Here is a 19,509-nt window from a genome sequence, read left to right on the forward strand (position 1 = left end):
CGGATAAATTGTGGAATATACTGTGGAATAGGTTCCACATGGAAACGATCCAGATTGTTCTAGACAAAAAACTCCTGCACGCTGCCGACCGGGCAGCGCGCAGGACGAAGCAGAATCGTTCTGCACTGGTGCGCGATGCTCTGCGGGAGCATCTGCAGAGGCTGGAGATAATAGTCAGGGAAGAGCGTGACCGCGAGGGCTATCTGAAGAAGCCGCAGGCGCATGATGAAGCAAGCGCCTGGGAAGCTGAGGCGGCGTGGCCGGAAGAATAGCCCGCGGAGATGTCCGCCTCTATCAGTTTGCGCCGCCGGACAAGAAAAGGCCGGTTGTCGTGCTTACTCGCAACAGCGCGATTCCATATCTGTCGACTGTAACTATCGCGCCGATCACGTCCACAGTGCGCGGCGTACCCTCCGAGATAATTTTGAATGAGGAAGACGGCCTGAAGGTTCCATGTGCCGTTAACCTGCATAACGCCGTCACCGTCTCCCAGCAGAAGTTAGGCAAGCGCGTAGCCCAATTGAGTTCAGTGCGCATGAACGAGATTTGCGCGGCACTGCGCTTCTCATTGGGATGCGATTCTGCCTCATCGTAGTGCCCGGCTAAATCCGGTTCAACTAAACCCGGTTCAGCAATCCAGGATTTTTCAATGCGCATTGAGCCACCAGCTCGCCGAAGAGCGTATTGGCCCAGGCAAACCACGCGCGGGTGAACTTCTTCGGATCGTCCTTGTTATAGCTTTCGTGGATGAAGCCCGTCTCCGCTGAAGATGTTTTAATCATCGCAATCATCCTGCGTATGTCCGTATCGGAGCTGCTGGTCAGCGCATAAATGGTCTGCGACATGGGCCAGATCATGTCCTTGCCGATATGAGGGCCGCCGATGCCTTCGCCTGCCGATCCGCGGAAGAACCATGGGTTCCGCTCACTCCAGACAAACCTGCGCGTGCGCTCATAGAGCGCTGCGTCGGGTGAACTCGCCAGATAGGGAAGGCCGAGCAGGCTGGGCACGTTGGCGTCATCCATCAGAAGCTGGCTGCCGAAACCATCCACTTCATAGGCCCAGATGGTTCCTTCGCTGGTGTGCACGACGGCGTACTGATGAAGCGCTGATTCCACTTCCACGGCGAGCGCATGCGCCTGGTTGGCGAGCGCTGCGTCATGCAGGATTGCGTCTGCCATCTCCGCGAGCTGGCGCAGTGAGGTTACCGCGAAGAGATTCGACGGCACAAGAAAAGGAAAGATGCAGGCATCGTCCGAGGGGCGGCACCCCGAAGCGATAAGGCCGACAGGTTTCACCGGATTCCCATAGCCATCAGCAGGCAGCGTTTCCGTCGAGATAAACGAGCTGCGCTGAAAGTGATATGGCCCGTCGCCATGCTTGCGCTGCTGCACGGTCATGGTCTGAACAACGACAGTCATCGCTTGCTTCCATGTTGTGTCGAAGGGGCGCGTGTCCCCGGTCTGCTTCCAGTAGCCATGCGCCAGGCGGATCGGATAGCACAGCGAATCCAGCTCCCATTTACGTTCCCCGACCCCCTGCTTAAGGTCGGTCTTGTCTTCAAGACTCCACTTGAGCGGCGGCGCGTTCAGGTCAGCCATGAATGCATTGGCATAGGGATCGATCAGGATGCAGCGAGCCTGTCTCCGGATCACGCCTTCCAGCAGCTCGCGCAGTTGCCCGTCCTGGCGGGCGAGCGGCAGATAAGGCCAGATCTGCGCGGAAGAATCACGCAGCCACATGGCAGGAATGTCGCCAGTGATAACGGCTGTGTCAGGCTTGCCTTCAAAGCGTCCGGGCTCAACGGTTGTGTCGAGCGTGTTCGGAAAGCAATTCACGAACATCGCCGCAAGCTCGGGATCAGCAATACGCGCACGTATTTTTTCGATGAATGCTTCGACGATGGTGCTGCGGAAGTGGCGATCCTCCGGCTTGGGGCGCCCATGCTCTGCGGTCTGTGCATGCAGGGGCAGCAGTGATTTCATACCTGCTCCAATAGCTGCGGTGGTGGCGGTTTTGAGCAGGGTGCGGCGGGTCAGTCCTTCTGGCATCAATCAATGTCCTCATTATGGTTGTTATCAGAGTTCGGGGAATTGCTCAAAAAGATGGCGCGATGCTCTCCTATAATTTCTGGTTTGAGAATCGTTTACCGTCGAAGCGTTTTTCAGAAAGTTGAGTCTCGCCGGATTCAGGTTCATCTAGGTAGGCAGACTAAAAGGAGAAGAGGAATGGCAAAAATCAAACGTAGCTGGACCATTCTGGCGGTAGTTGTGGCCGTCCTGCTGATCGGGTTCTTCGTCGTGCAGCATCTGCTGGATGCAGATACTTACCGTAGCCGTATTGAAACCTCCATTTCAGATTCTTTGGGCAGGCAGGTGACGTTGGGGCATCTGGACTTCTCACTTTTTTCAGGAAGCCTGGTAGCCGAAGCTCTATCGATTGCCGACGATCCTGCATTCAGCAATCAGCCATTTCTCACCGCAAAAGATGTGCATATCGGTGTTGAGATGGGGCCGCTGCTCTTTCACCGCGAGTTGCACGTTACAGGCTTTACCATTGACCAGCCAAAGATCACATTGCTGCGGGCTGAAAATGGCACCTGGAACTACTCGAGCATTGGCGGAGAAGGGAAGCGCAAGGCTCCGACCTCTGAAACCAACGACCTGATCCCCAATTTGACAGTCAAGCGGATTGATATCAAGGGTGGTGCCGTTACCGTTGGCACGTTACCTCAGAAGGGCAGTCCGCATGTCTATAGTGATTTGAATGTAAGCGTGCAGAATTTTTCTTTCGCCAACGCATTCCCATTTACCGTGGATGGCAAGCTGCCACAAGGCGGAAGCCTGAGTGTCAGCGGCACTGCCGGCCCCATCAACCAGCATGATGCCTCGCTCACGCCAGTGACCGCGCAGGTATCGTTGAAACACGCTGACCTGGTGGCGGCGGGATTCGCCGATCCGAGCCAGGGCGTCTCTGGCATTACCGACCTCGATACGAAGGTCGTGTCCAACGGACAGGCAGCGCAGGCTGATGGCAAATTGCATATCACCCAGCTGAAATTAGCGAAAAACGGCTCTCCTGCTTCGCAGCCTGTAGACATGCAGTTCTCCATCAACCAGGATCTGCAGTCACTTTCAGGAAAAATACAGAGCGCAAACCTGCAGATCGGGAAAGCGGCGTTGGCGATCACCGGAACGTATCAGACGCGCGGAAACGCAACAACAACGCAGATTGCTGTAAATGGCCAGAGCGTGCCCATCGATGACCTTGTTGCCTTCCTGCCTTCGTTAGGCGTGCAGCTGCCCTCCGGCTCCCGTCTGCATGGCGGCACACTCACAACTACTCTCAACATAAGCGGCCCGACGACAGCCCCGGTCATCAGCGGGCCGGTCCACGTAGCAAATACCCAGCTCGCAGGGTTTGATCTCGGGCAGAAGCTTGCCAGTATTCAGTCCCTGACCGGTGCAAAGACAGGCTCAAACACAACGATCCAGTCTTTAAGCACAAATCTGCGCTATGGGCCGGATGGCACGCATACCGACAATCTGGCTGTCGTGGTCGCAGGCATGGGTTCCGCCTCCGGAAGTGGATCCATCAGCCCAGGCGGGGCCTTGAACTATCAGTTGCTGGTGAAGCCTGATGCGAACGGCATTGGCGGACTCGCAACCCAGGCGATGAGCCTGCTTCCCGGGGTCTTCGGATCTGCCGTAAGCCAGACCACGAAAAACGGCATTCCGGTTACGATTAGCGGCACCACATCGAATCCAACCTTCACGCCTGACATGAGCAAGCTGGCAGGCGGAGCGATACAGCAGCAAAAGAAAGGAACACAAAACAATCCTCTTGGCAAAGCGCTTGGTGGATTGTTCAAGCACTGACGACAAAAGGCGTGCGAAGCGCGCGGCTGCCTGGACGGCCAGTCCCGATTGCCTGGACGGCTAGTTCCTCATTTAAAGTAGAGATATGCCACCAGAGCAGGATGCAGGCGGTCTGTTTACTGAAGCGACCGCGATCATGGCCCGGCTGCGCGCACCGGACGGATGTCCGTGGGACCGCGAGCAGACCTTTGATTCCATCCGCAAGTACACGCTGGAGGAAACCTATGAGGTTCTGGACGCGATCGAGCGGCGCGACTGGGGCCATCTGAAGGAAGAGCTGGGCGACCTGCTGCTGCAGGTGCTTTTCTATTCTGAAATGGCCTCCGAAGCCGGATACTTCAGCATCTCTGACGTCATCGTCGAACTGAACCGCAAGCTGATCCGGCGGCATCCACATGTCTTTGGTGACGAAGCGTCGGCCGCAGCAGGCAATACTGCGCAGGGGCTCGAAACGGAGGGCATCGATGCAAAGCAGGTCCTGCGCAATTGGGAAGAAATCAAACAGCTCGAAAAATCCTCAAAGCAGAAAGATGAAAAGTCACAGGGACGTCTGGATGGCATTCCGCGTGCCCTTCCAGCGTTGCTTGAGGCGGGTAAGCTCGGATCGAAAGCGGCAAAATCGGGCTTTGACTGGCCGGATGTACGCGGACTTTTCGATAAATTAGAGGAAGAGATTCAGGAACTTGAGGCAGAACTGAAGCGTACAGATCAGCAGCAGAAAGCGATTGCCTCTGAGCTTGGTGATCTATTGTTTACAGCGGTAAACCTGGCGCGCCACTTGAAGGTTGATCCGGAGATGGCACTGCGCGAGACTAACATGAAATTCCGCCGCCGCTTTGCCATGATGGAAGCGGCAAGTGCGATACCGCTGGAGGAGCTTCCTCCCGAGTCTCTCGAAAATCTCTGGAATCAGGCCAAAGAGCGGGAGTGAAACCGCCAAAGCGCCGCAAACAGCTCTTTTTCCACAGCAGAGGTCAGTGAGAACGCAAGGGATGATAGCAACAGAGGACAACAAAACCTATACGACGCCTCAGGGCCGGACTGTCCTGATACGCCACTGCCGAGGTTTTGAGGAGCTCGATGCCTGCGTGCAGCTGCAGATCGATGTATGGGGTTACTCGGATGGCGACGTGATCCCGCGCCGGGTCTTTACCGTGACCCGGAAGATTGGCGGCCAGGTGATCGGAGCCTTCGATATAACTGACGGAAAACCAGATACTTACGAAAGTTTGATTGGTTTTGCCATGGCCCTTCCGGCAGCACTCGAAACGGGCAAGCAACCCCCTCTGGAGCCATATCTGCATTCGCACATGCTGGCGGTGAACCCTGAATATCGCAATTCTGGGATCGGGCGCAGGCTGAAGCTGGCTCAGAGGGAAGACGCCATTGTCAGGGGATTCCGGCTAATGGAATGGACCTTCGACCCGCTGGAGATCAAGAACTCTTTCCTCAATATCCACAGGCTGGGGGCCATCGTTCGGAGGTATACACCGGACTTTTATGGTGTATCCTCTTCTCGTCTGCAAGGAGGATTGCCTACAGACCGTTTGCACGCCGAGTGGTGGATGCAGTCGGAGCGCGTTGAGGCAATCGTTTCCGGCGCCGCCGCATCCAAGGTTCAGCACACCCCTGAGGCAATCAAAGAAACGATCATGGTCCCGCAGGCGATCAGCAAATGGAAGTCTTCCGCTGCGGACCAGGTGAGGGCTCTGGAAGTACAGACAAGGAACCGCCAGCATTTCCTCGATGCATTTGCGCGTGGATTGGCGGTCATAGGTTTTCGCACCGATAAGGACGGCAACGGAATATTTGAACTAGGAGAGTGGCGGGAACCTGCTGCTCCCGAAACAAGTGAGACGGACGCATGAAAATTGACTCCATCATTCTTCGCGAAATACGCATGCCCCTGGTGCAGCCCTTCCAGACCAGTTTTGGCACCACAACCGACCGGCGCATCATGCTGGTTGAGATCAGGTCCGAAGGCTTGACCGGGTGGGGGGAGTGCGTTGCAGGGGAGCATCCTTATTTCAGCGATGAGACGATTGACACAGCATGGCTGGTAGCGATACAGGAGCTGGCTCCGGCACTCGCGAGCGCCGATCCTGAACATGGCGGCAAGTGCCCCGGAATCTTCCGGCAGGTGCGCGGCCATCGCATGGCCAAGGCCGCGCTTGAGAATGCCGTGTGGGACCTGGAAGCCCAGATGCGCGGCATCCCGCTGGCGGAGCTGCTGGGCGGCACACGCGAAGTGATTGTGTGCGGCGTTTCCATTGGTATTCAGCCAACCCTCGAAAAACAGCTCGCCGAGATTGAGAAGGAGCTCGCCGCCGGCTACCAGCGCATCAAGCTGAAATGCAAGCCTGGCTGGGACGTGAAGATGTTCGAGGCAGTGCGCACGCGCTGGCCCGATATTCTGTTGAGCTGCGATGCCAACTCCGCCTACCGGATGAACGATATTGAGCACCTGGTGAGCTTCGATGACTTCGATCTGCTAATGATCGAGCAGCCGCTCTGGGCTGACGATTTCTACTTCCACTCCATGCTGCAGAAGCGGATCAACACGGCGATCTGTCTCGACGAGTCAATTCGCAATCGCCGCGACGCGCTGGCCGCGATTGAGATGGAATCCTGCCGCATCATCAATATCAAGAATGGGCGTGTCGGTGGCTTCTCCGAAGCCATCGCCGTGCATAACGCCGCGCAGGAGCGCGGCATTCCCGTATGGTGTGGAGGCATGCTTGAGAGCGGCATCGGGCGTTCACACAACATCGCGCTCTCGTCGCTGGAGAATTTCTCGCTGCCGGGCGATGTTTCCGCCTCGAAGCGCTACTGGAAGGAAGAAATCATCGAGCCCGCGGTCGAAGTTTCCTCCAAAGGTGAGATTCGTGTGCCAACCACACCCGGCCGCGGCTTCGAGGTGCGCGCCGATTTCATCGAAAAGCTTACCGTCAGGAAAGAAGAAGTGCGCGCTCTGGCTTTTGCCTGAGCGCTGCTTAACTCGATGAGCTGGTTTCCCGCAGTAGTTCGAGAGTCCGGTCATCAGGCTTGCCGTCAAAGTACTTCTGCAGAAGATCCTTAAATATCCGGTTATCCAAAGTTCTTGTATTGGCAAACAATGTCATGGATGACCGGAACTTGAGATCATCCGGACTGCCGAAAATCTGGCTTACCGAACGCCCTTCCATCCCATACACCAGTTCAGAGCATTGCCTGAGCCGAGGCTCCAAAACCGGATGCTGCAAATACGCTTCGGCCTCGTTCAAAGACGAAATCGCAAACCATACAGCCATATCGCTGCGCCCCAGGCCTTTGATCTGCGGGAAAACGAACCACATCCAGTGGCTTCGTTTCTGCCCGGCGCGCAGCTCGGCGCAAACCTGATCGAAGACCGGATTCTGGGCTTCCACAAAACGCTGCAGGTTGTAAGGATCGTTCTTCTGTGTCATTTCATTTAGGATGATGCTTTCTCCGAGGGTGCAGCTTGTTCATGACCGACGATAGACGGCGATGCCATGTCGCTGGACTTTGCATTCTTGCTTTCATACTGGCGCAGACCTTTCAGGAACTGGCCTCCCGCTTCTGGATTCCCGAGTCACACAGCCCGAAAGATGACCTGCTTACCTATCTGCTTCCTGTTGATCATGTCAGGGCACTGCTCATCATGGGCACGATTCTTCTGCTGATGGTGCCCTTTGTAGTGATCACCCTCCGCTATATCCGGATTGCGCCCGTCACTTCCGTGCTGGGCCTGCTCTTTGGCGCGGCATTTGTAGGCTTTGAGCTGACACATCGCAGCATGGACTTCTTCATCATCGGGATGAAATGGGCGCATCAGTTCGCCAGCGGCTCGCCGGACAAGCAAGCCATAATCCTGAACCGGTTTTCGTTATGGAATGAAATGGTCGAGGGCTGGTATTTCCCGTTGATGCTGAGCTATCTGCTGGCATCGTGCTGCTTTGCAGCCATTACATGGAAGGAGCAGAACGGATGGCGCTGGCTGGCCCCAATTGCCTATGGATTGAACGCTCTGCGTCTTCTTGGACGCATCCTGAGCACCTTCGCAGGGCAGCAATGGCTTTCCGGCCTGAATGACAAGCTTTATTTCCCAGTGGTTTTCGTGATCAATGTTCTCCTGATGCTGTGGTTCTTCTCGCTGGCCAGAAGCCCTGAAACAGCATCCTTAAGGAACTCTGGCGAATAGGAATACGTATAGAAAAATGGCGGATAAGTCCGCCACTTTTGTGTCCGGACGTGTCTAAATGACTGGGACGCTCATCCAAGTAAGTAGTCGAGGTGTATCGAAATGACTCCGCAGGAAAGCACGATGCTTGAGGACCTTGTTCGCAAGGTCCAGGAAACAAAGTTAACCGAGAAAGACCCGGAAGCCGAGCAGCTGCTGCTCGAAGGGCTGGGACGCGATCCTGATGCGATCTACAAGTTAGCGCAGACGGTCTTGGTGCAGAATTTCGCCATCGAACAGGCGCGCGCGCAGATTCAGCAGTTGCAGCAGCAACAGCAGCAGGCTCCGCCGCAGCCGGCGCGGGCGACAAGCTTTCTTGGTGGACTGCTGGGGCGTCGCGATCCCGTTCCTTCCGCTCCTCCGCCTCAACCCCAGTATCAGCAGGTTCCTTACCAGCAGCAGGTGCCTGTGTATGAAGCTCCGCCGCAGTATGTGCCTTATGGTTCTCCCGCGTCAGGCCCAAGCCCTGCAGGCAGCTTCCTGCGCAGCGCCGCCACAACTGCAGCCGGCGTAGCAGCCGGCGCACTGGCCTTCGAAGGAATCGAATCCATGATGCATGGTTTCGGCCATGGCGGCGGCTATGGAATGGGGGGCTTCGGAGGCGGCGCTCCAGTGGAAGAGACGGTCATCAACAACTACTATGACGAGCCGCGCGATGAAGGCCGCTTCGAAGAGCACCGCGAACACGAGGCGTCATTTGACGACCGTCCCGAACATCACTCAGGCTTGGAGGACGCGAGCTACGAGTCCGACACGAATTATTCGTCGAATGATGACTTCGGGAGCGGCGACGATTACGACAGCAGCGACGACACCAATTTCTCGTAAGAGAAAACCTATCGCTGAGCGCGCATGGAGCCTTGAGCCACTTGCGCGCTGGCGTTATCGCTCAGCAGCATCTTGATGGCGTTCTGGTAGCCCGTCTCTGGCGGCACAGCCTCGAAGTGGCTTGCATCTTCCGTAGTCTGGAAGCTGAGCGGTTTGATCATCAGCGCTTTACCGGTAAGGCCCAGTTTCAGGTGTGTTGTCTCCCAGTGATGGTCGCCAACATCGGCCTGTTCCACAAGAATGCTGCCGCCCTTATATAGCCTGCCCAGGATGCCCCATCCGAAATTCACATCGGCAATCAGGTGAGCATCGAGGCGCACCATGCGCTCCTGTGCCTTATCCACCCACAGTTCGCCTGCCATTCCTGCAAAGACTTGTGATTCGTGGTCGGGCGGATTGAAATTCGGATTTGGCTGAAAGCTGAAGCGGTAGCATGGGCCGTTCGGGCCGTCTTTCATACCTTCATATTTGTAAAGAAATGCATCCGGCAACAGGCGGACCATCTTGTTCGCGCGATCGCTGTCTTCCTGCTCTCTCTTGCGGCGGTGTTCCTGCATCTCCGGGTGTGCCGCCAGGTTGTTCAGCCGGTCAACTTCGGCCTTCTGCGCATCAGCCTCAAGCGGCTTGTCGTTGATGGCAATCAGCCGGGCGACATCGCCATCCTTGGTTTCGATGATTTCTTTTGTCGTGATCTTTCCGTCGTCGATCTTGTGCAGCTGATAGCGGAAGGGATGATTTCCATTCGACGCGCTCAGCTCATTGTGCGAAGCTCTGCGGACGATGGCTGCTGGATCGACGGAGGCATCGGTTTGCGCTGACGCGTGGAGAAGAGGAGCGAGGAAGAACGCACAGCACGAGATCCTGAGAAGCAGGAGAAAAATTTTGCCCCATCTTCGAGCCGGTATGTTCTGATCTTTCATACTCCCGCTGTGCTTCTTAGACGCCTCCATGATGGAGGAAGTTTTCCCGAATCAGGTTGTTGAGGCTCATTTTAGTCCAAACCAGGCGCGAGCACGATCTCTTGGGTTGCAGCGTTCCCCGTCGTTGCGTATATTCGTGGCAACGCTCAAGAAAGGCAATTTCAGGAGACATACATGGCGGGTGCAGGCGAGGGCACAACAGCGGCAATCGGCAAGTCAGTTCAGATTCGTGGTGAAGTGAAGGGAAGCGAAGATCTTTTGGTGGACGGGCTTGTGGAAGGTACGATTACGCTGAGCGACAGCCGCTTGACAATCGGTGCAAATGCGCGCGTACAGGCCAATGTTGCCGCGCGTGACGTGATCGTGCTGGGCACGCTGGACGGCAACATCAGTGCCACCGGTCGCGTCGAGCTGCGTGCCGGATGCCGCGCGATAGGAGACCTGCAGGCGAGCCGCCTTTCCATTGAGGAAAATGCCATCTTCAAGGGCAAAGTAGATCTCGTACAACCGTCAGCGGGTGAGCGTGCAACTGCATCTACTCCGGAAAAGGCCGGCGCGCTTTTCGGCGCGACGAAATAAGAGCCCTCTAAGAAGCTGGATTTGCATAATGGCGGTAAAATTGCCGTATGGGGATGTGTTTCCCCGCGGCTTGCGCCGCATTTCATGAGGCTACGCCTTCAAAGAACAAACTTGAGCTGAGGTTCCTTAAGTATCTGGAATGAGCGTGCTGCGTACTTTATTTAACCGTGGTCAAGGCGAGACCCGGCAGGACAAGCCGACAATCCTTACGGGACCGCGTGTGCCGCGGCACTCGAGCGGCTGGTCTGCGCTGCAGAAATATCTCAAGACTGAGCAGTCGCTGCGGATTCTCGATATCGGCCCCACCTCTCCTTCGAACATCAACTATCTCACCAGTCTTGGCCACAGCGTGTGGATGGCCGATCTTGTCCACGAATCGCTCAAGGGCGGTTGGGAGATTCCAGCCGAAGACGGCGGTAAGCCCGGCTTTGACGTCGAGGGGTTCTTCGAGCAGAACCTGAAGTTCGGCGGCCGCGAATTTGATGTTGTGCTGCTGTGGACAACGCTCGATTACGTTCCCGAAGGTCTGGTGGCCCCGCTTGTGGAGAAGCTCTACCATGCTCTGCACCCCGGCGGGCGCATTCTCGCCCTCTTTCATTCGAAGAAAGAAGGGCCGGAAACCACCTTCTGCCGCTACCATCTGTCGGAAGGCGAGACCATCGATATGCAGGAGAGCGAAGCCTTCCCGGTGCAGCGTGTCTACACCAACCGCAATATCGAAAAGCTGTTTTCGGCTTACGGCAATTACCGCTTCTTCCTCGCGAAAGACAATCTCTACGAAGTGATGATCACGCGCTGAACTTTAATGAATTGTCATCCCGACCGAAGCGTAGCGTAGTGGAGGACCTGCAGTTCATATCGGTAGCCACTCCATGGGTGCCCCAGGTTCGCGGAGCGAAGCGCAGCTAACCTGGGAGTTTTGCAAACCGAATGTTCGCAGAGTCAAATGCCACTAGCCTGGGTCTAAGTCAGGCCATAACGATCTCTGTGCCGTCTCATACTTGACTGTCTCCCGCTCACGAATCGGCACCGCACCATCACGCCTTCTGCCCAGGTCATACTTCTTCACGACAGCGGCGAGTAAATCCTCGATGCGTTTTCGATAGGCCTTGGAGACGAATGCATCTTCTCCATAACGCTTCTCATAGCTGGCTTCAAGAGCAGGGAAGTGCTCGCGCACGAATTCAAGAAATGTTCCTTTGGAGCAGGGCTTGAGATAGAGCGGATTGGCTGCGAGAAAGCTCGCGTCCACATCTCTCGCGCGCTTTGCCATGGCCTCGAACGCTGCCGGAGTATCGTTGATCCCGGGCATGATGGGGCAGCATAGAATGCCGGTGCGAATCCCTGCCTGGCGCAGTCTCGCCACGGTTTGAAAGCGCAGATCGGGCCGCGGCGCGCGTGGCTCCAGGATGCGCGCCAGTTTCGCATCTGGCGTCGTAATGCTGACGTGCACCGTGAGCCGGTTGCGTTCCGCGAACTTCCGCAGCAGATCGATGTCGCGAACCACAATTGTTGATTTCGTCACGATCCCAAGACGCAGACCTTTGCATTCCGCCATCACTTCCAGCAGACTGCGCGTGATGCGCATGCGCCGCTCGATTGGCTGATATGGATCCGTCGCCGTGCCCATCGCAATCTCCTCATGCGGACGAAGCTTGCGCAGTTCCTGCTTGAGGAGCCACGCTGCATTCTGCTTGATGAAGATTTGCCGCTCGAACAGTGCAGGGTCGCGCAGTTCCATGAACTCGTGCGTGTAACGGGCAAAGCAGTAGCGGCAGCCGAATTCGCACCCTCGGTAAGGATTGATGCTTCGACCGAAAGGCACTCCGCGCTTTGAAATTACCGCATTCAGCACGGAGCGCACATTGAGTGCTCGATATTCGGTCAGATGACCGGTATCGGTTACTTGTGAGTGACTGGCAATGCGTGCGATGCCTACAAGAGGGATAGAATCCGCGTCGTCGGGGAAGAGCGACAAGGCGGCGATTTTCGCTTTTTCTTCGCTCATGAAGAACTACATTACTCCCGCTCGAAAGCTGCGTCAATTGCCGGTTTTGTTATCTCGCAAATGCCGGATTTTCATAAACATAAAAAGCGTCGCATCATAAGATACGAATGCGCGCGAACCACATCAGATAGGAAGAACTGAAAACCAAGGAGTTATGAAGATGTCTGACTTGAAGGGAACGGTTGTGACCTGGCTGGGCCATGCGACCGTGCATGTTGCTACCGCGAAAGGGACGTCGATTCTGATCGATCCGTTTATCGAGCACAATCCGAAATATCCGAAGGGCCACAAGCTTCCGGAAAAGATCGATCTGGTGCTGGCCTCGCATGGGCATGGCGATCATATTGCCGATCTGGTGCCGGTAGCGAAGAAGCACAACTCGACCGTAGTTGGCATGCCTGAACTGGTCGGTTGGGCAAGCTCAAAGGGAGCGAAGAATGGTGTCGGGATGAACCTCGGCGGCTCCTTTCGCTACGAGGACGTGACCATCAGCATGGTGGAGGCAAAGCACAGTTCAGGAATTGACGATGGTGAGCGGTTGATATACGGCGGTGTGCCCGCAGGCTATGTGCTCACCATTGAGAATGGCCCCGTGCTTTATCACTCAGGAGATACAGCGCTGTTTTCGGATATGCAGCTGATTCGCGACTTATACCAGCCGCAGCTGGCCATGCTTCCCATCGGCGACCATTACACGATGGGACCGAAGGCAGCTGCTCTGGCAGCGAAGTATCTTGGAGTGAAGGCCGTGCTTCCTATTCACTACGGAACCTTTCCCGTGTTGACGGGAACACCGCAGGAACTGGAGAAGTTTCTGGAAGGCGCAGGCGTCAAAGTACATGCGATTGCGCCGGGTGAAAGCATTCAGTAATAGCTTATTGCTGTAAGATCAAAAGACCTCAGAAACAATGTATGCTGAGGTCTTTTGATCTGTAACTGGCAATTTACTTGCTTTTCGCAGCCCTTCTGCGCTCCGCCCAGCGCTTTTTCATAGCTTCCGAGATACGCCGGCGACCGGCGGCGCTCATTTTGCGTCCGGCAGCAGCTTTAATAGGACTGCGGCCTGCGGTCCCGGCTAACAGCGCACGGGCCTCCTTCAGGCGCGCAATTTCCTTATCCAGTTCAGCAACAATATTTCTCACTTCCACTCTTTCCTCCAATCCGAGATCAGCGCTTTCTGAAGGTAGCTGGATACTGCTTGCCGCCAGCAGAGATGAGTTCATCTAGTTAGACCAGGGCCATATTGCGATACATCTAAGGAGCTTCTTAGTTCTGGATAGAAATTTTCTGAACTAAAATGACTCTAACGGAACAGAGAACCTCTCATAAATCCGGGATATGAGGATTCCCGAAAAACTAACAACCGGCTTTGCTGTAAGTACAACTTATTTGCCGATAATTAGAAGTTTACTTCTCGGTTTCTGGTTGCCTGGAAGATGGTCCGGGTACTGGAACAGGATAGTCGAAGTCTTTACTGGATGCTCCCTGAAGTGAAGAGCTCAGAGTAGTCTTCCTTGTTCCATCGCTGGTATATCTGCGTAGATCGCGCAGTGTTTCCTGCTTGTCGCGCGCATACTCTATGGCAAGCCGGGTAAGAGCATAGGTCACTATGTCGCTGTGATGCAGGTCCTGCATGTTGGGATCGCGGCGGAAGTTGAGCCATAGCCTGTGAACCAGCTGCACATCATCGGCCTGCAGAGTAGGAGCATGCGGCCCGATATGGAAGCCCTGTGCTTCACCATTCGGCATCACGACATAGAAAGTAAATTGCCGCTTCGGCTCAGGTAAGTTCTCCCACGCTTGTCCCACATGGTAGGCCTGCTCTTGGGCGGTCATCTTGGTCGATAACCCGGAAACCAGAGAAGATACTTCAAGCGAATTAGCCGTCTGCACGAGAGCCGCGAAGATATCACCCGCCGGAGCCACTAACAGCGAGATATGCTTACCGAAGCTTTCCGCAATAGAAACAGCCTTGGTGAAGAGCATCTGTTCATGCTCGCTGAATAACTGGTCTGAGGCCTCAATATACTCAGGCCCGCCAACACCCATCATGCGCGCAGTAAGAACAACGATATCCTGATCGTCAGTACTCGTGCGCGAGAGTGCCCACTTCAGCGCGAATGGATTCGCCGCATCGCGCATGGTAACCAGCACTCCACCAGGGCGAATCTCGAGAGCCGCGCGGCCAATCGTATCCTGGTGCTCAAGCTGGAAGTGCTCCTTCATCTGCTTGACTGTAGCCGCGTGTTTTTTCTTATTCCGGCTTTCTGAGATGGTGAAGATGATATAGAACACCGCAGCGAAAGCTATACCCGTTTCAGTAGCGATGCTCTTGGTGAACAGGTTCACTACGGCAGTGGAAAGCAGCACCAGAAAGACAGAGAACAATCCGACAGGCAGCTCAAACTTGCCGATGCGGATATTCATCGGAACTTTCCATCCGCGCTCGCCCTTGTATTTCCAGCGCAGCACCAGCATCGCCAGCGAGTTAAAAGTGAAGCTCCAGATCACGCCAAAGGCATAAGCCTCGCCCAGGGTAATAACATTGCCCCGGCTCACGATAATGGTGAACAGTTGCAGCGCAGTGACCAGGTTGACGATGCGATAGCTGGTGCCGTATTTCTTCTGCGGCTTGCGGAACCAGTCCGTCAGCACGCCATCTTCCGAGATGCGCATCAGCACGCCGGTCGAACCGATGATCGAAGTATTGATGGCTCCGGAAAGAATCAGGAAGCCGACAATCACGACAAAAACACGGAAGACGATGCGCAGCGCCAGCGGCCCCGTCATGAACATCGCCAGGCCCGCAATCAGGTTGTCACGATATACAGGGACGCGCACCGCATCCGGAATAAGCATCACCGCCAGCAGCGATACGAGCCCGGTAAAGATAAGGCTATAAATGGCGATGACCAGCGCCGCGCGCTTCAGGTTCTTGAGCTTGGGGTGTTCAATTTCACGATTGACCTGGGCCAGCGTTTCTTCGCCGCTCATGGCAAGAATCGAATGGCCAAACGCCATCAGAATGCCGAAGAGTCCCAGGCTGGCGGCAAACTTTGTTCCTGCAAGAAACCCAAGCGCATCGTGAGAGAAATGAAGATTTGCCGGGACCGGCAGCGGCGGAAAATTTGCGCCTGTATGAAATACGGTGAAGATTCCCCAGCCCAGCAGCAGGACGACCATGATACTCGTAATCTTCATGACCTCAAGGGCTTTGTCTGTCGATTCTTCAATGCCCTTGATGTTCTGCCACCAGTAGTAAAGCGTAACTCCAATACAGAAGAGCGCCGAGGTGCCGTTCGTCGGCAATTGGCGTGCCGTGTGCGCGGACGTCATCAGTACCGGAGGAAGCCAGCCATGAGTTGCGCCCACCGTCATCAACTCATTCAACAGTCCTGTAATATATTGTCCCGCGGACACGCCCGAAATCGGCCCGGTGAGAATGTAGTCAAACATGAGCATCGAGACGCTCAGTTTGGCAAAAGTACCGCCCAGCGCTTCCTTCACCACGCGATAAACGCCGCCGCGCGTGAACATCGAACAGCTTTCGATATACACAGAGCGCACAGCGAAAGCAAAAATCATCACGCCCAGAATGAACCAGGGAGCCGACTTGCCTATCGCTTCTTCCGCGATGCCTCCGGCATAGAAGGCAGAGGAGCCTAAATCATTAAGGACGACGGCTGCTGCACGCCAGAAGGAAATGAAAGTGAGCATAACCGAGGAGGCAACTACAAGCCGTACTCGGTTCGATTGTGGAGCGGTAAAGGTTTGACCAACAGGCATGGTTTATGGGCGAATCGCTTGCTACCCACCAATAGGCGAACATTCGCCCCGGCAAGGACGCTCAGCGCTGAGTGTATGTTGATATGCAGTCATCGTCAATGCCTCTTCAAAAAAGAGGCGCTCGATTCCAGGTGTTTCTGTTACAGATTTCTGCATATTCTCCACCAGCTGATGAGGACGACGATGGCCGAACCAGCCAGTCCAATGAAGAACATATACATCAGCAAGCGCATTCCAAAGTAAATGAAAGCGTCCACATCCTTTATTGTACGCCTGAAGGAAATTGCAAGGCAGAATGTTAGACTCACCTTCGGATGCGCGCTCTCACTCGACGCCCCATCCTTCTGGGGCTGATTTCCGGATTCCTGCTCGATCTGCCATTTCCCATTGCCGGACCAATGCCGCCATGGCGGGCTATGTTTGCATGGATCGCGCTCGTCCCACTGCTTTGCGGACTGTTGATGCAGTGCAGCGTCGAAGCTCCGCGCTATCTGCGCCGCAGCGCGCTTGCCGGATACGCATGCGGCGTCCTCTGGTACGTCCTCAATTGCTACTGGATTTACGACACCATGCACATCTACGGAAATGTGCCGGGGCCGGGAGCAGCGGGTATTGTTCTGCTCTACAGCATGGTGCTGGGGTTGTACTTCGCGCTTTTCGGGTGGTTGGTCGCCTTATGCCGCAAGGCTTTTCGCACCAACACGATTCCACTCGTGCTCGCGCCCTTCTTCTGGGCCGCGATCGAATTCGCCGCATCACGCATCACCAGCGTTCCCTGGGACCAGCTCGGCTATTCGCAGGTAGATAATTTTCTGCTCACGCGCCTCGCTCCGTTCACTGGCGTTTTCGGAATCTCCTTCGTGCTGGTAGCAGTCAGCGCCTTACTCGTTGCTGCGTTCCTTGCGCAATCGACCCACATGAGGATTCGCATCGGTACAGGAGCAGTGCTGCTGATCTTCCTGCTGCAGTCAGGCTCTTTCGTTCATCCGCAACCGGAAAAGACTTCAGATTATGCGATACTGCTGCAGCCCAACCTTGACGTAGGTGTAGACAACTCCTGGGTCGGCCCGGAGTGGGATGAGAATGCGGCGCGCATTCTTGAGATGAGCCAGCAATACTGCACGCCGCAAATTGCGGGCATGCCCACAAAGACTGCGGAGGCCGTAACTCCGCAATGCGCACAGAACCCACCTGCTCCGGGGCTGATCGCGTGGCCGGAAGCGCCATCATCATTGACCAGCAATGATCCCCGCACCGCAGCGCTGCTTCGTTCCATTACAACCACAACTCACGCACCCATGATTGCCGGAATGGTGGGCCGCGATCAGACCGGCACATACAATTCAGCCGTCTTCACCGCGCCCGGCGGCAGCATCATCGGGCGTTACGACAAGATTCACCTCGTCCCGTTTGGCGAATACGTGCCATACCGTAATTTGTTTTTTTTCGCGAAGCACCTGACGCAGCAGGTAGGCGACTTCGACCGCGGCAAAGCGCGCAACGCCTTTCGCACCAATGGACACAGCTTTGGCGTCTTCATCTGTTACGAGTCGATCTTTGCCGATGAAGTGCGCCAGTTCGCGGCGAACGGCGCCGAAGTCTTCGTCAATATTTCTGACGATGGCTGGTATGGCGACACCAGCGCTCCCTGGCAGCACCTGAACATGGCCCGCATGCGCGCCATTGAAAACCACCGCTGGATCCTGCGCGACACAAACAACGGTGTCACCACTTCGATCGATCCCGAGGGCCGCGTAACCTTCAGCGCGCAGCGCCATGTTGCCACATCGCTCGCCGTGCGCTACGGATACGAAGATGACGTGACCTTCTACTCGCGCCATGGCGACGTCTTCGCCATCCTCTGTGGGATAATTTCTATAGCAGCGATTGCGCGAGCGCTGTCAGGAGCGCGCCTGAAATCTATCGAAACTAAAGTTCATGATTCAGGCATTTGACTTCACAGTCTTTGAAGGGGCACGGCTTTAGCCGTGCCATTACAGCAAAGATGAAAAGGGGCTTTAGCCCCTGAGGCAATGCTCTTAAAATAGGCGCAAACTCAATTCAAAGACAGGTCTCACTAAGGTGCTGAACGATCTCGAATTCGCTTACGCTCCCATTCGCGACAAGGTACGCGACCTGCGGGAGTATCTTTGACTCCGGCCGCCTCCGCAAACAACTAACGGAAATCGAAGGCAAGCTCTCCGACCCCGGCCTGTGGGCCAACGCCGCCGTGTCGCAGCCATTGATGCGCGATCGCAAGCGCTTCGAGGAGCAGCTTGCCGCCGATGACGAACTCGTGCGCCGCACAGGAGACGTTGAGGCGTACTTCGATCTCGCGCGCGAAGGCGAGCCGGTCGAAGCGGATCTCCAGCGCGAGATGCAGTCCCTCAGCGACTATGTAGACAAGCTCGAAGAGCGTACCATGCTCTCCGGTGAGACCGATCCGCTGAATGCCATCGTCACCGTGCACCCCGGTGCGGGTGGCACCGAGAGCCAGGACTGGGCCGAGATGCTCATGCGCATGTACCTGCGCTGGGCCGAGCAGCAGGGCTTCAAGACGGAGATGAACGACTACCAGGACGGCGAAGAAGCGGGCATCAAGTCGGCGACCTTCACCATCACCGGCGAATACGCCTTCGGCCTGCTCTCAGGCGAAACCGGAGTACACCGCCTCGTGCGCATTTCGCCCTTCGACGCAGCCAAGCGTCGTCATACTTCGTTTGCATCGGTCTTCGTGTCGCCGGAAATCGACGACTCCATCCAGATCGACATCAAGCCCGACGAGATTCGCACCGACACCTACCGCTCTGGCGGCAAGGGCGGACAGCACGTCAACACCACCGACTCTGCCGTCCGCATCACGCACATCCCCACCGGGATTGTTGTCCAGTGCCAGAACGAGCGCTCGCAGCACAAGAACCGTGAGAAGGCGATGAAGATGCTGCGTTCGCGCCTCTACGAATACGAGCTCGAAAAGAAGAAGGCCGAAAGCAAGAAGCTCGAAGACTCGAAGCTCGACATCAATTTCGGCTCGCAGATTCGCTCCTACGTGCTGCAACCCTACCGCATGGCCAAAGACCATCGCACAAAAGTAGAAGTAGGCGACGTAGACCGCGTCCTCGACGGCTATTTAGATCCATTCATTCGCGGCTACCTGCTGATGCGCAGAAGCGGCGGAGTGCCAGTAGCCGCCGATACCGGGGACGATTTGGAATAGCAGAAAACGCGGGTGCCCCATACTTTGCGTAGCAAAGTGTGGGCCTAAAGCGT

At 55.8% G+C, this 19,509-nt stretch carries 19 protein-coding genes; 13 read left to right on the top strand and 6 right to left on the bottom strand.

All coding sequences use genetic code 11. From position 1 onward, the window contains the following. Window positions 1-38 precede the first annotated feature (38 nt). Both AC5S16_RS22150 and AC5S16_RS22155 read left to right on the top strand, forming a co-directional pair. Window positions 39-272, top strand: coding sequence for a ribbon-helix-helix domain-containing protein (locus AC5S16_RS22150; RefSeq protein ID WP_493932301.1), 234 nt, complete (start codon window positions 39-41; stop codon window positions 270-272). Next, the gene (locus tag AC5S16_RS22155) at window positions 257-595 is read left to right on the top strand and encodes a type II toxin-antitoxin system PemK/MazF family toxin (protein WP_493932302.1); all 339 of its coding nucleotides are present in this window, start codon (window positions 257-259) and stop codon (window positions 593-595) included. Before AC5S16_RS22150 ends, AC5S16_RS22155 begins: the two co-directional genes overlap by 16 nt. Before the next feature lie 22 nt (window positions 596-617). Here AC5S16_RS22155 and AC5S16_RS22160 read toward each other — a convergent pair whose 3' ends face one another. After that, window positions 618-2,051, bottom strand: a complete 1,434-nt coding sequence (locus AC5S16_RS22160; RefSeq protein ID WP_493932303.1) for a glycoside hydrolase family 125 protein — start codon at window positions 2,049-2,051, stop codon at window positions 618-620. A 177-nt stretch (window positions 2,052-2,228) separates the two neighbouring features. Between AC5S16_RS22160 and AC5S16_RS22165 the strand changes: the two genes are divergently transcribed. The 4 genes from AC5S16_RS22165 to menC all read left to right on the top strand — a co-directional run bounded on the left by AC5S16_RS22165 (window position 2,229) and on the right by menC (window position 6,864). Further along, the gene (locus tag AC5S16_RS22165; RefSeq protein ID WP_493932304.1) at window positions 2,229-3,878 is read left to right on the top strand and encodes an AsmA family protein; all 1,650 of its coding nucleotides are present in this window, start codon (window positions 2,229-2,231) and stop codon (window positions 3,876-3,878) included. An 85-nt stretch (window positions 3,879-3,963) separates the two neighbouring features. Next, on the top strand, window positions 3,964-4,809 hold the full coding sequence (gene mazG, locus AC5S16_RS22170) for a nucleoside triphosphate pyrophosphohydrolase (RefSeq protein ID WP_493932305.1): 846 nt from the start codon (window positions 3,964-3,966) through the stop codon (window positions 4,807-4,809). 61 nt (window positions 4,810-4,870) lie between these two features. Then, on the top strand, window positions 4,871-5,746 hold the full coding sequence (locus AC5S16_RS22175; RefSeq protein ID WP_493932306.1) for a GNAT family N-acetyltransferase: 876 nt from the start codon (window positions 4,871-4,873) through the stop codon (window positions 5,744-5,746). Next, a complete protein-coding gene (gene menC, locus AC5S16_RS22180) occupies window positions 5,743-6,864 on the top strand; it encodes an o-succinylbenzoate synthase (RefSeq protein WP_493932307.1) in 1,122 nt (373 codons plus the stop codon). Before AC5S16_RS22175 ends, menC begins: the two co-directional genes overlap by 4 nt. A gap of 7 nt (window positions 6,865-6,871) precedes the next feature. Here menC and AC5S16_RS22185 read toward each other — a convergent pair whose 3' ends face one another. Further along, the gene (locus AC5S16_RS22185) at window positions 6,872-7,324 is read right to left on the bottom strand and encodes a DUF1810 domain-containing protein (protein ID WP_493932308.1); all 453 of its coding nucleotides are present in this window, start codon (window positions 7,322-7,324) and stop codon (window positions 6,872-6,874) included. A gap of 41 nt (window positions 7,325-7,365) precedes the next feature. Between AC5S16_RS22185 and AC5S16_RS22190 the strand changes: the two genes are divergently transcribed. Further along, window positions 7,366-8,079, top strand: coding sequence for a hypothetical protein (locus AC5S16_RS22190; protein WP_493932309.1), 714 nt, complete (start codon window positions 7,366-7,368; stop codon window positions 8,077-8,079). Between the two features lie 102 nt (window positions 8,080-8,181). Continuing rightward, window positions 8,182-8,946, top strand: a complete 765-nt coding sequence (locus AC5S16_RS22195) for a DUF2076 domain-containing protein (RefSeq protein ID WP_493932310.1) — start codon at window positions 8,182-8,184, stop codon at window positions 8,944-8,946. A gap of 8 nt (window positions 8,947-8,954) precedes the next feature. On the opposite strand, the gene AC5S16_RS22200 is transcribed toward AC5S16_RS22195, so the two are convergent. Next, window positions 8,955-9,866 (bottom strand): hypothetical protein, encoded by a 912-nt coding sequence (locus AC5S16_RS22200; RefSeq protein ID WP_493932311.1) that lies wholly within the window; start codon window positions 9,864-9,866, stop codon window positions 8,955-8,957. A gap of 174 nt (window positions 9,867-10,040) precedes the next feature. Here AC5S16_RS22200 and AC5S16_RS22205 point away from each other — a divergent pair, with 174 nt between their 5' ends. Beyond that, window positions 10,041-10,445, top strand: coding sequence for a bactofilin family protein (locus AC5S16_RS22205; RefSeq protein ID WP_493932312.1), 405 nt, complete (start codon window positions 10,041-10,043; stop codon window positions 10,443-10,445). 139 nt (window positions 10,446-10,584) lie between these two features. Next, window positions 10,585-11,244 (top strand): methyltransferase domain-containing protein, encoded by a 660-nt coding sequence (locus AC5S16_RS22210; RefSeq protein WP_493932313.1) that lies wholly within the window; start codon window positions 10,585-10,587, stop codon window positions 11,242-11,244. A 153-nt stretch (window positions 11,245-11,397) separates the two neighbouring features. Here AC5S16_RS22210 and AC5S16_RS22215 read toward each other — a convergent pair whose 3' ends face one another. Then, window positions 11,398-12,453 (bottom strand): SPL family radical SAM protein, encoded by a 1,056-nt coding sequence (locus tag AC5S16_RS22215; RefSeq protein WP_493932314.1) that lies wholly within the window; start codon window positions 12,451-12,453, stop codon window positions 11,398-11,400. 160 nt (window positions 12,454-12,613) lie between these two features. Here AC5S16_RS22215 and AC5S16_RS22220 point away from each other — a divergent pair, with 160 nt between their 5' ends. After that, window positions 12,614-13,324, top strand: a complete 711-nt coding sequence (locus tag AC5S16_RS22220) for a metal-dependent hydrolase (RefSeq protein ID WP_493932315.1) — start codon at window positions 12,614-12,616, stop codon at window positions 13,322-13,324. Between the two features lie 73 nt (window positions 13,325-13,397). Here the strand turns inward: AC5S16_RS22220 and AC5S16_RS22225 are convergent, their stop codons facing one another. Together AC5S16_RS22225 and AC5S16_RS22230 are read right to left on the bottom strand one after the other, a co-directional pair. Continuing rightward, entirely contained in the window at window positions 13,398-13,601 is a 204-nt protein-coding gene (locus tag AC5S16_RS22225) for a hypothetical protein (RefSeq protein ID WP_493932316.1), read from the bottom strand. 259 nt (window positions 13,602-13,860) lie between these two features. After that, window positions 13,861-16,170: an APC family permease gene (locus AC5S16_RS22230; RefSeq protein WP_493932317.1), complete on the bottom strand. Its 2,310-nt coding sequence runs from the start codon at window positions 16,168-16,170 to the stop codon at window positions 13,861-13,863. A gap of 383 nt (window positions 16,171-16,553) precedes the next feature. Here AC5S16_RS22230 and lnt point away from each other — a divergent pair, with 383 nt between their 5' ends. Together lnt and prfB are read left to right on the top strand one after the other, a co-directional pair. Beyond that, window positions 16,554-18,194, top strand: coding sequence for an apolipoprotein N-acyltransferase (gene lnt / locus AC5S16_RS22235; protein WP_493932318.1), 1,641 nt, complete (start codon window positions 16,554-16,556; stop codon window positions 18,192-18,194). 127 nt (window positions 18,195-18,321) lie between these two features. Continuing rightward, window positions 18,322-19,456, top strand: a protein-coding gene (gene prfB / locus AC5S16_RS22240) for a peptide chain release factor 2 (protein ID WP_493932319.1) whose coding sequence is annotated in 2 segments (ribosomal slippage) — window positions 18,322-18,390 and window positions 18,392-19,456 — 1,134 coding nt in all. Because the reading frame shifts where the segments join, the coding sequence is not laid out codon by codon here. Window positions 19,457-19,509 lie beyond the last annotated feature (53 nt).

The sequence above is a fragment of the Acidobacterium sp. FHG110202_01 genome, from assembly GCF_059115305.1.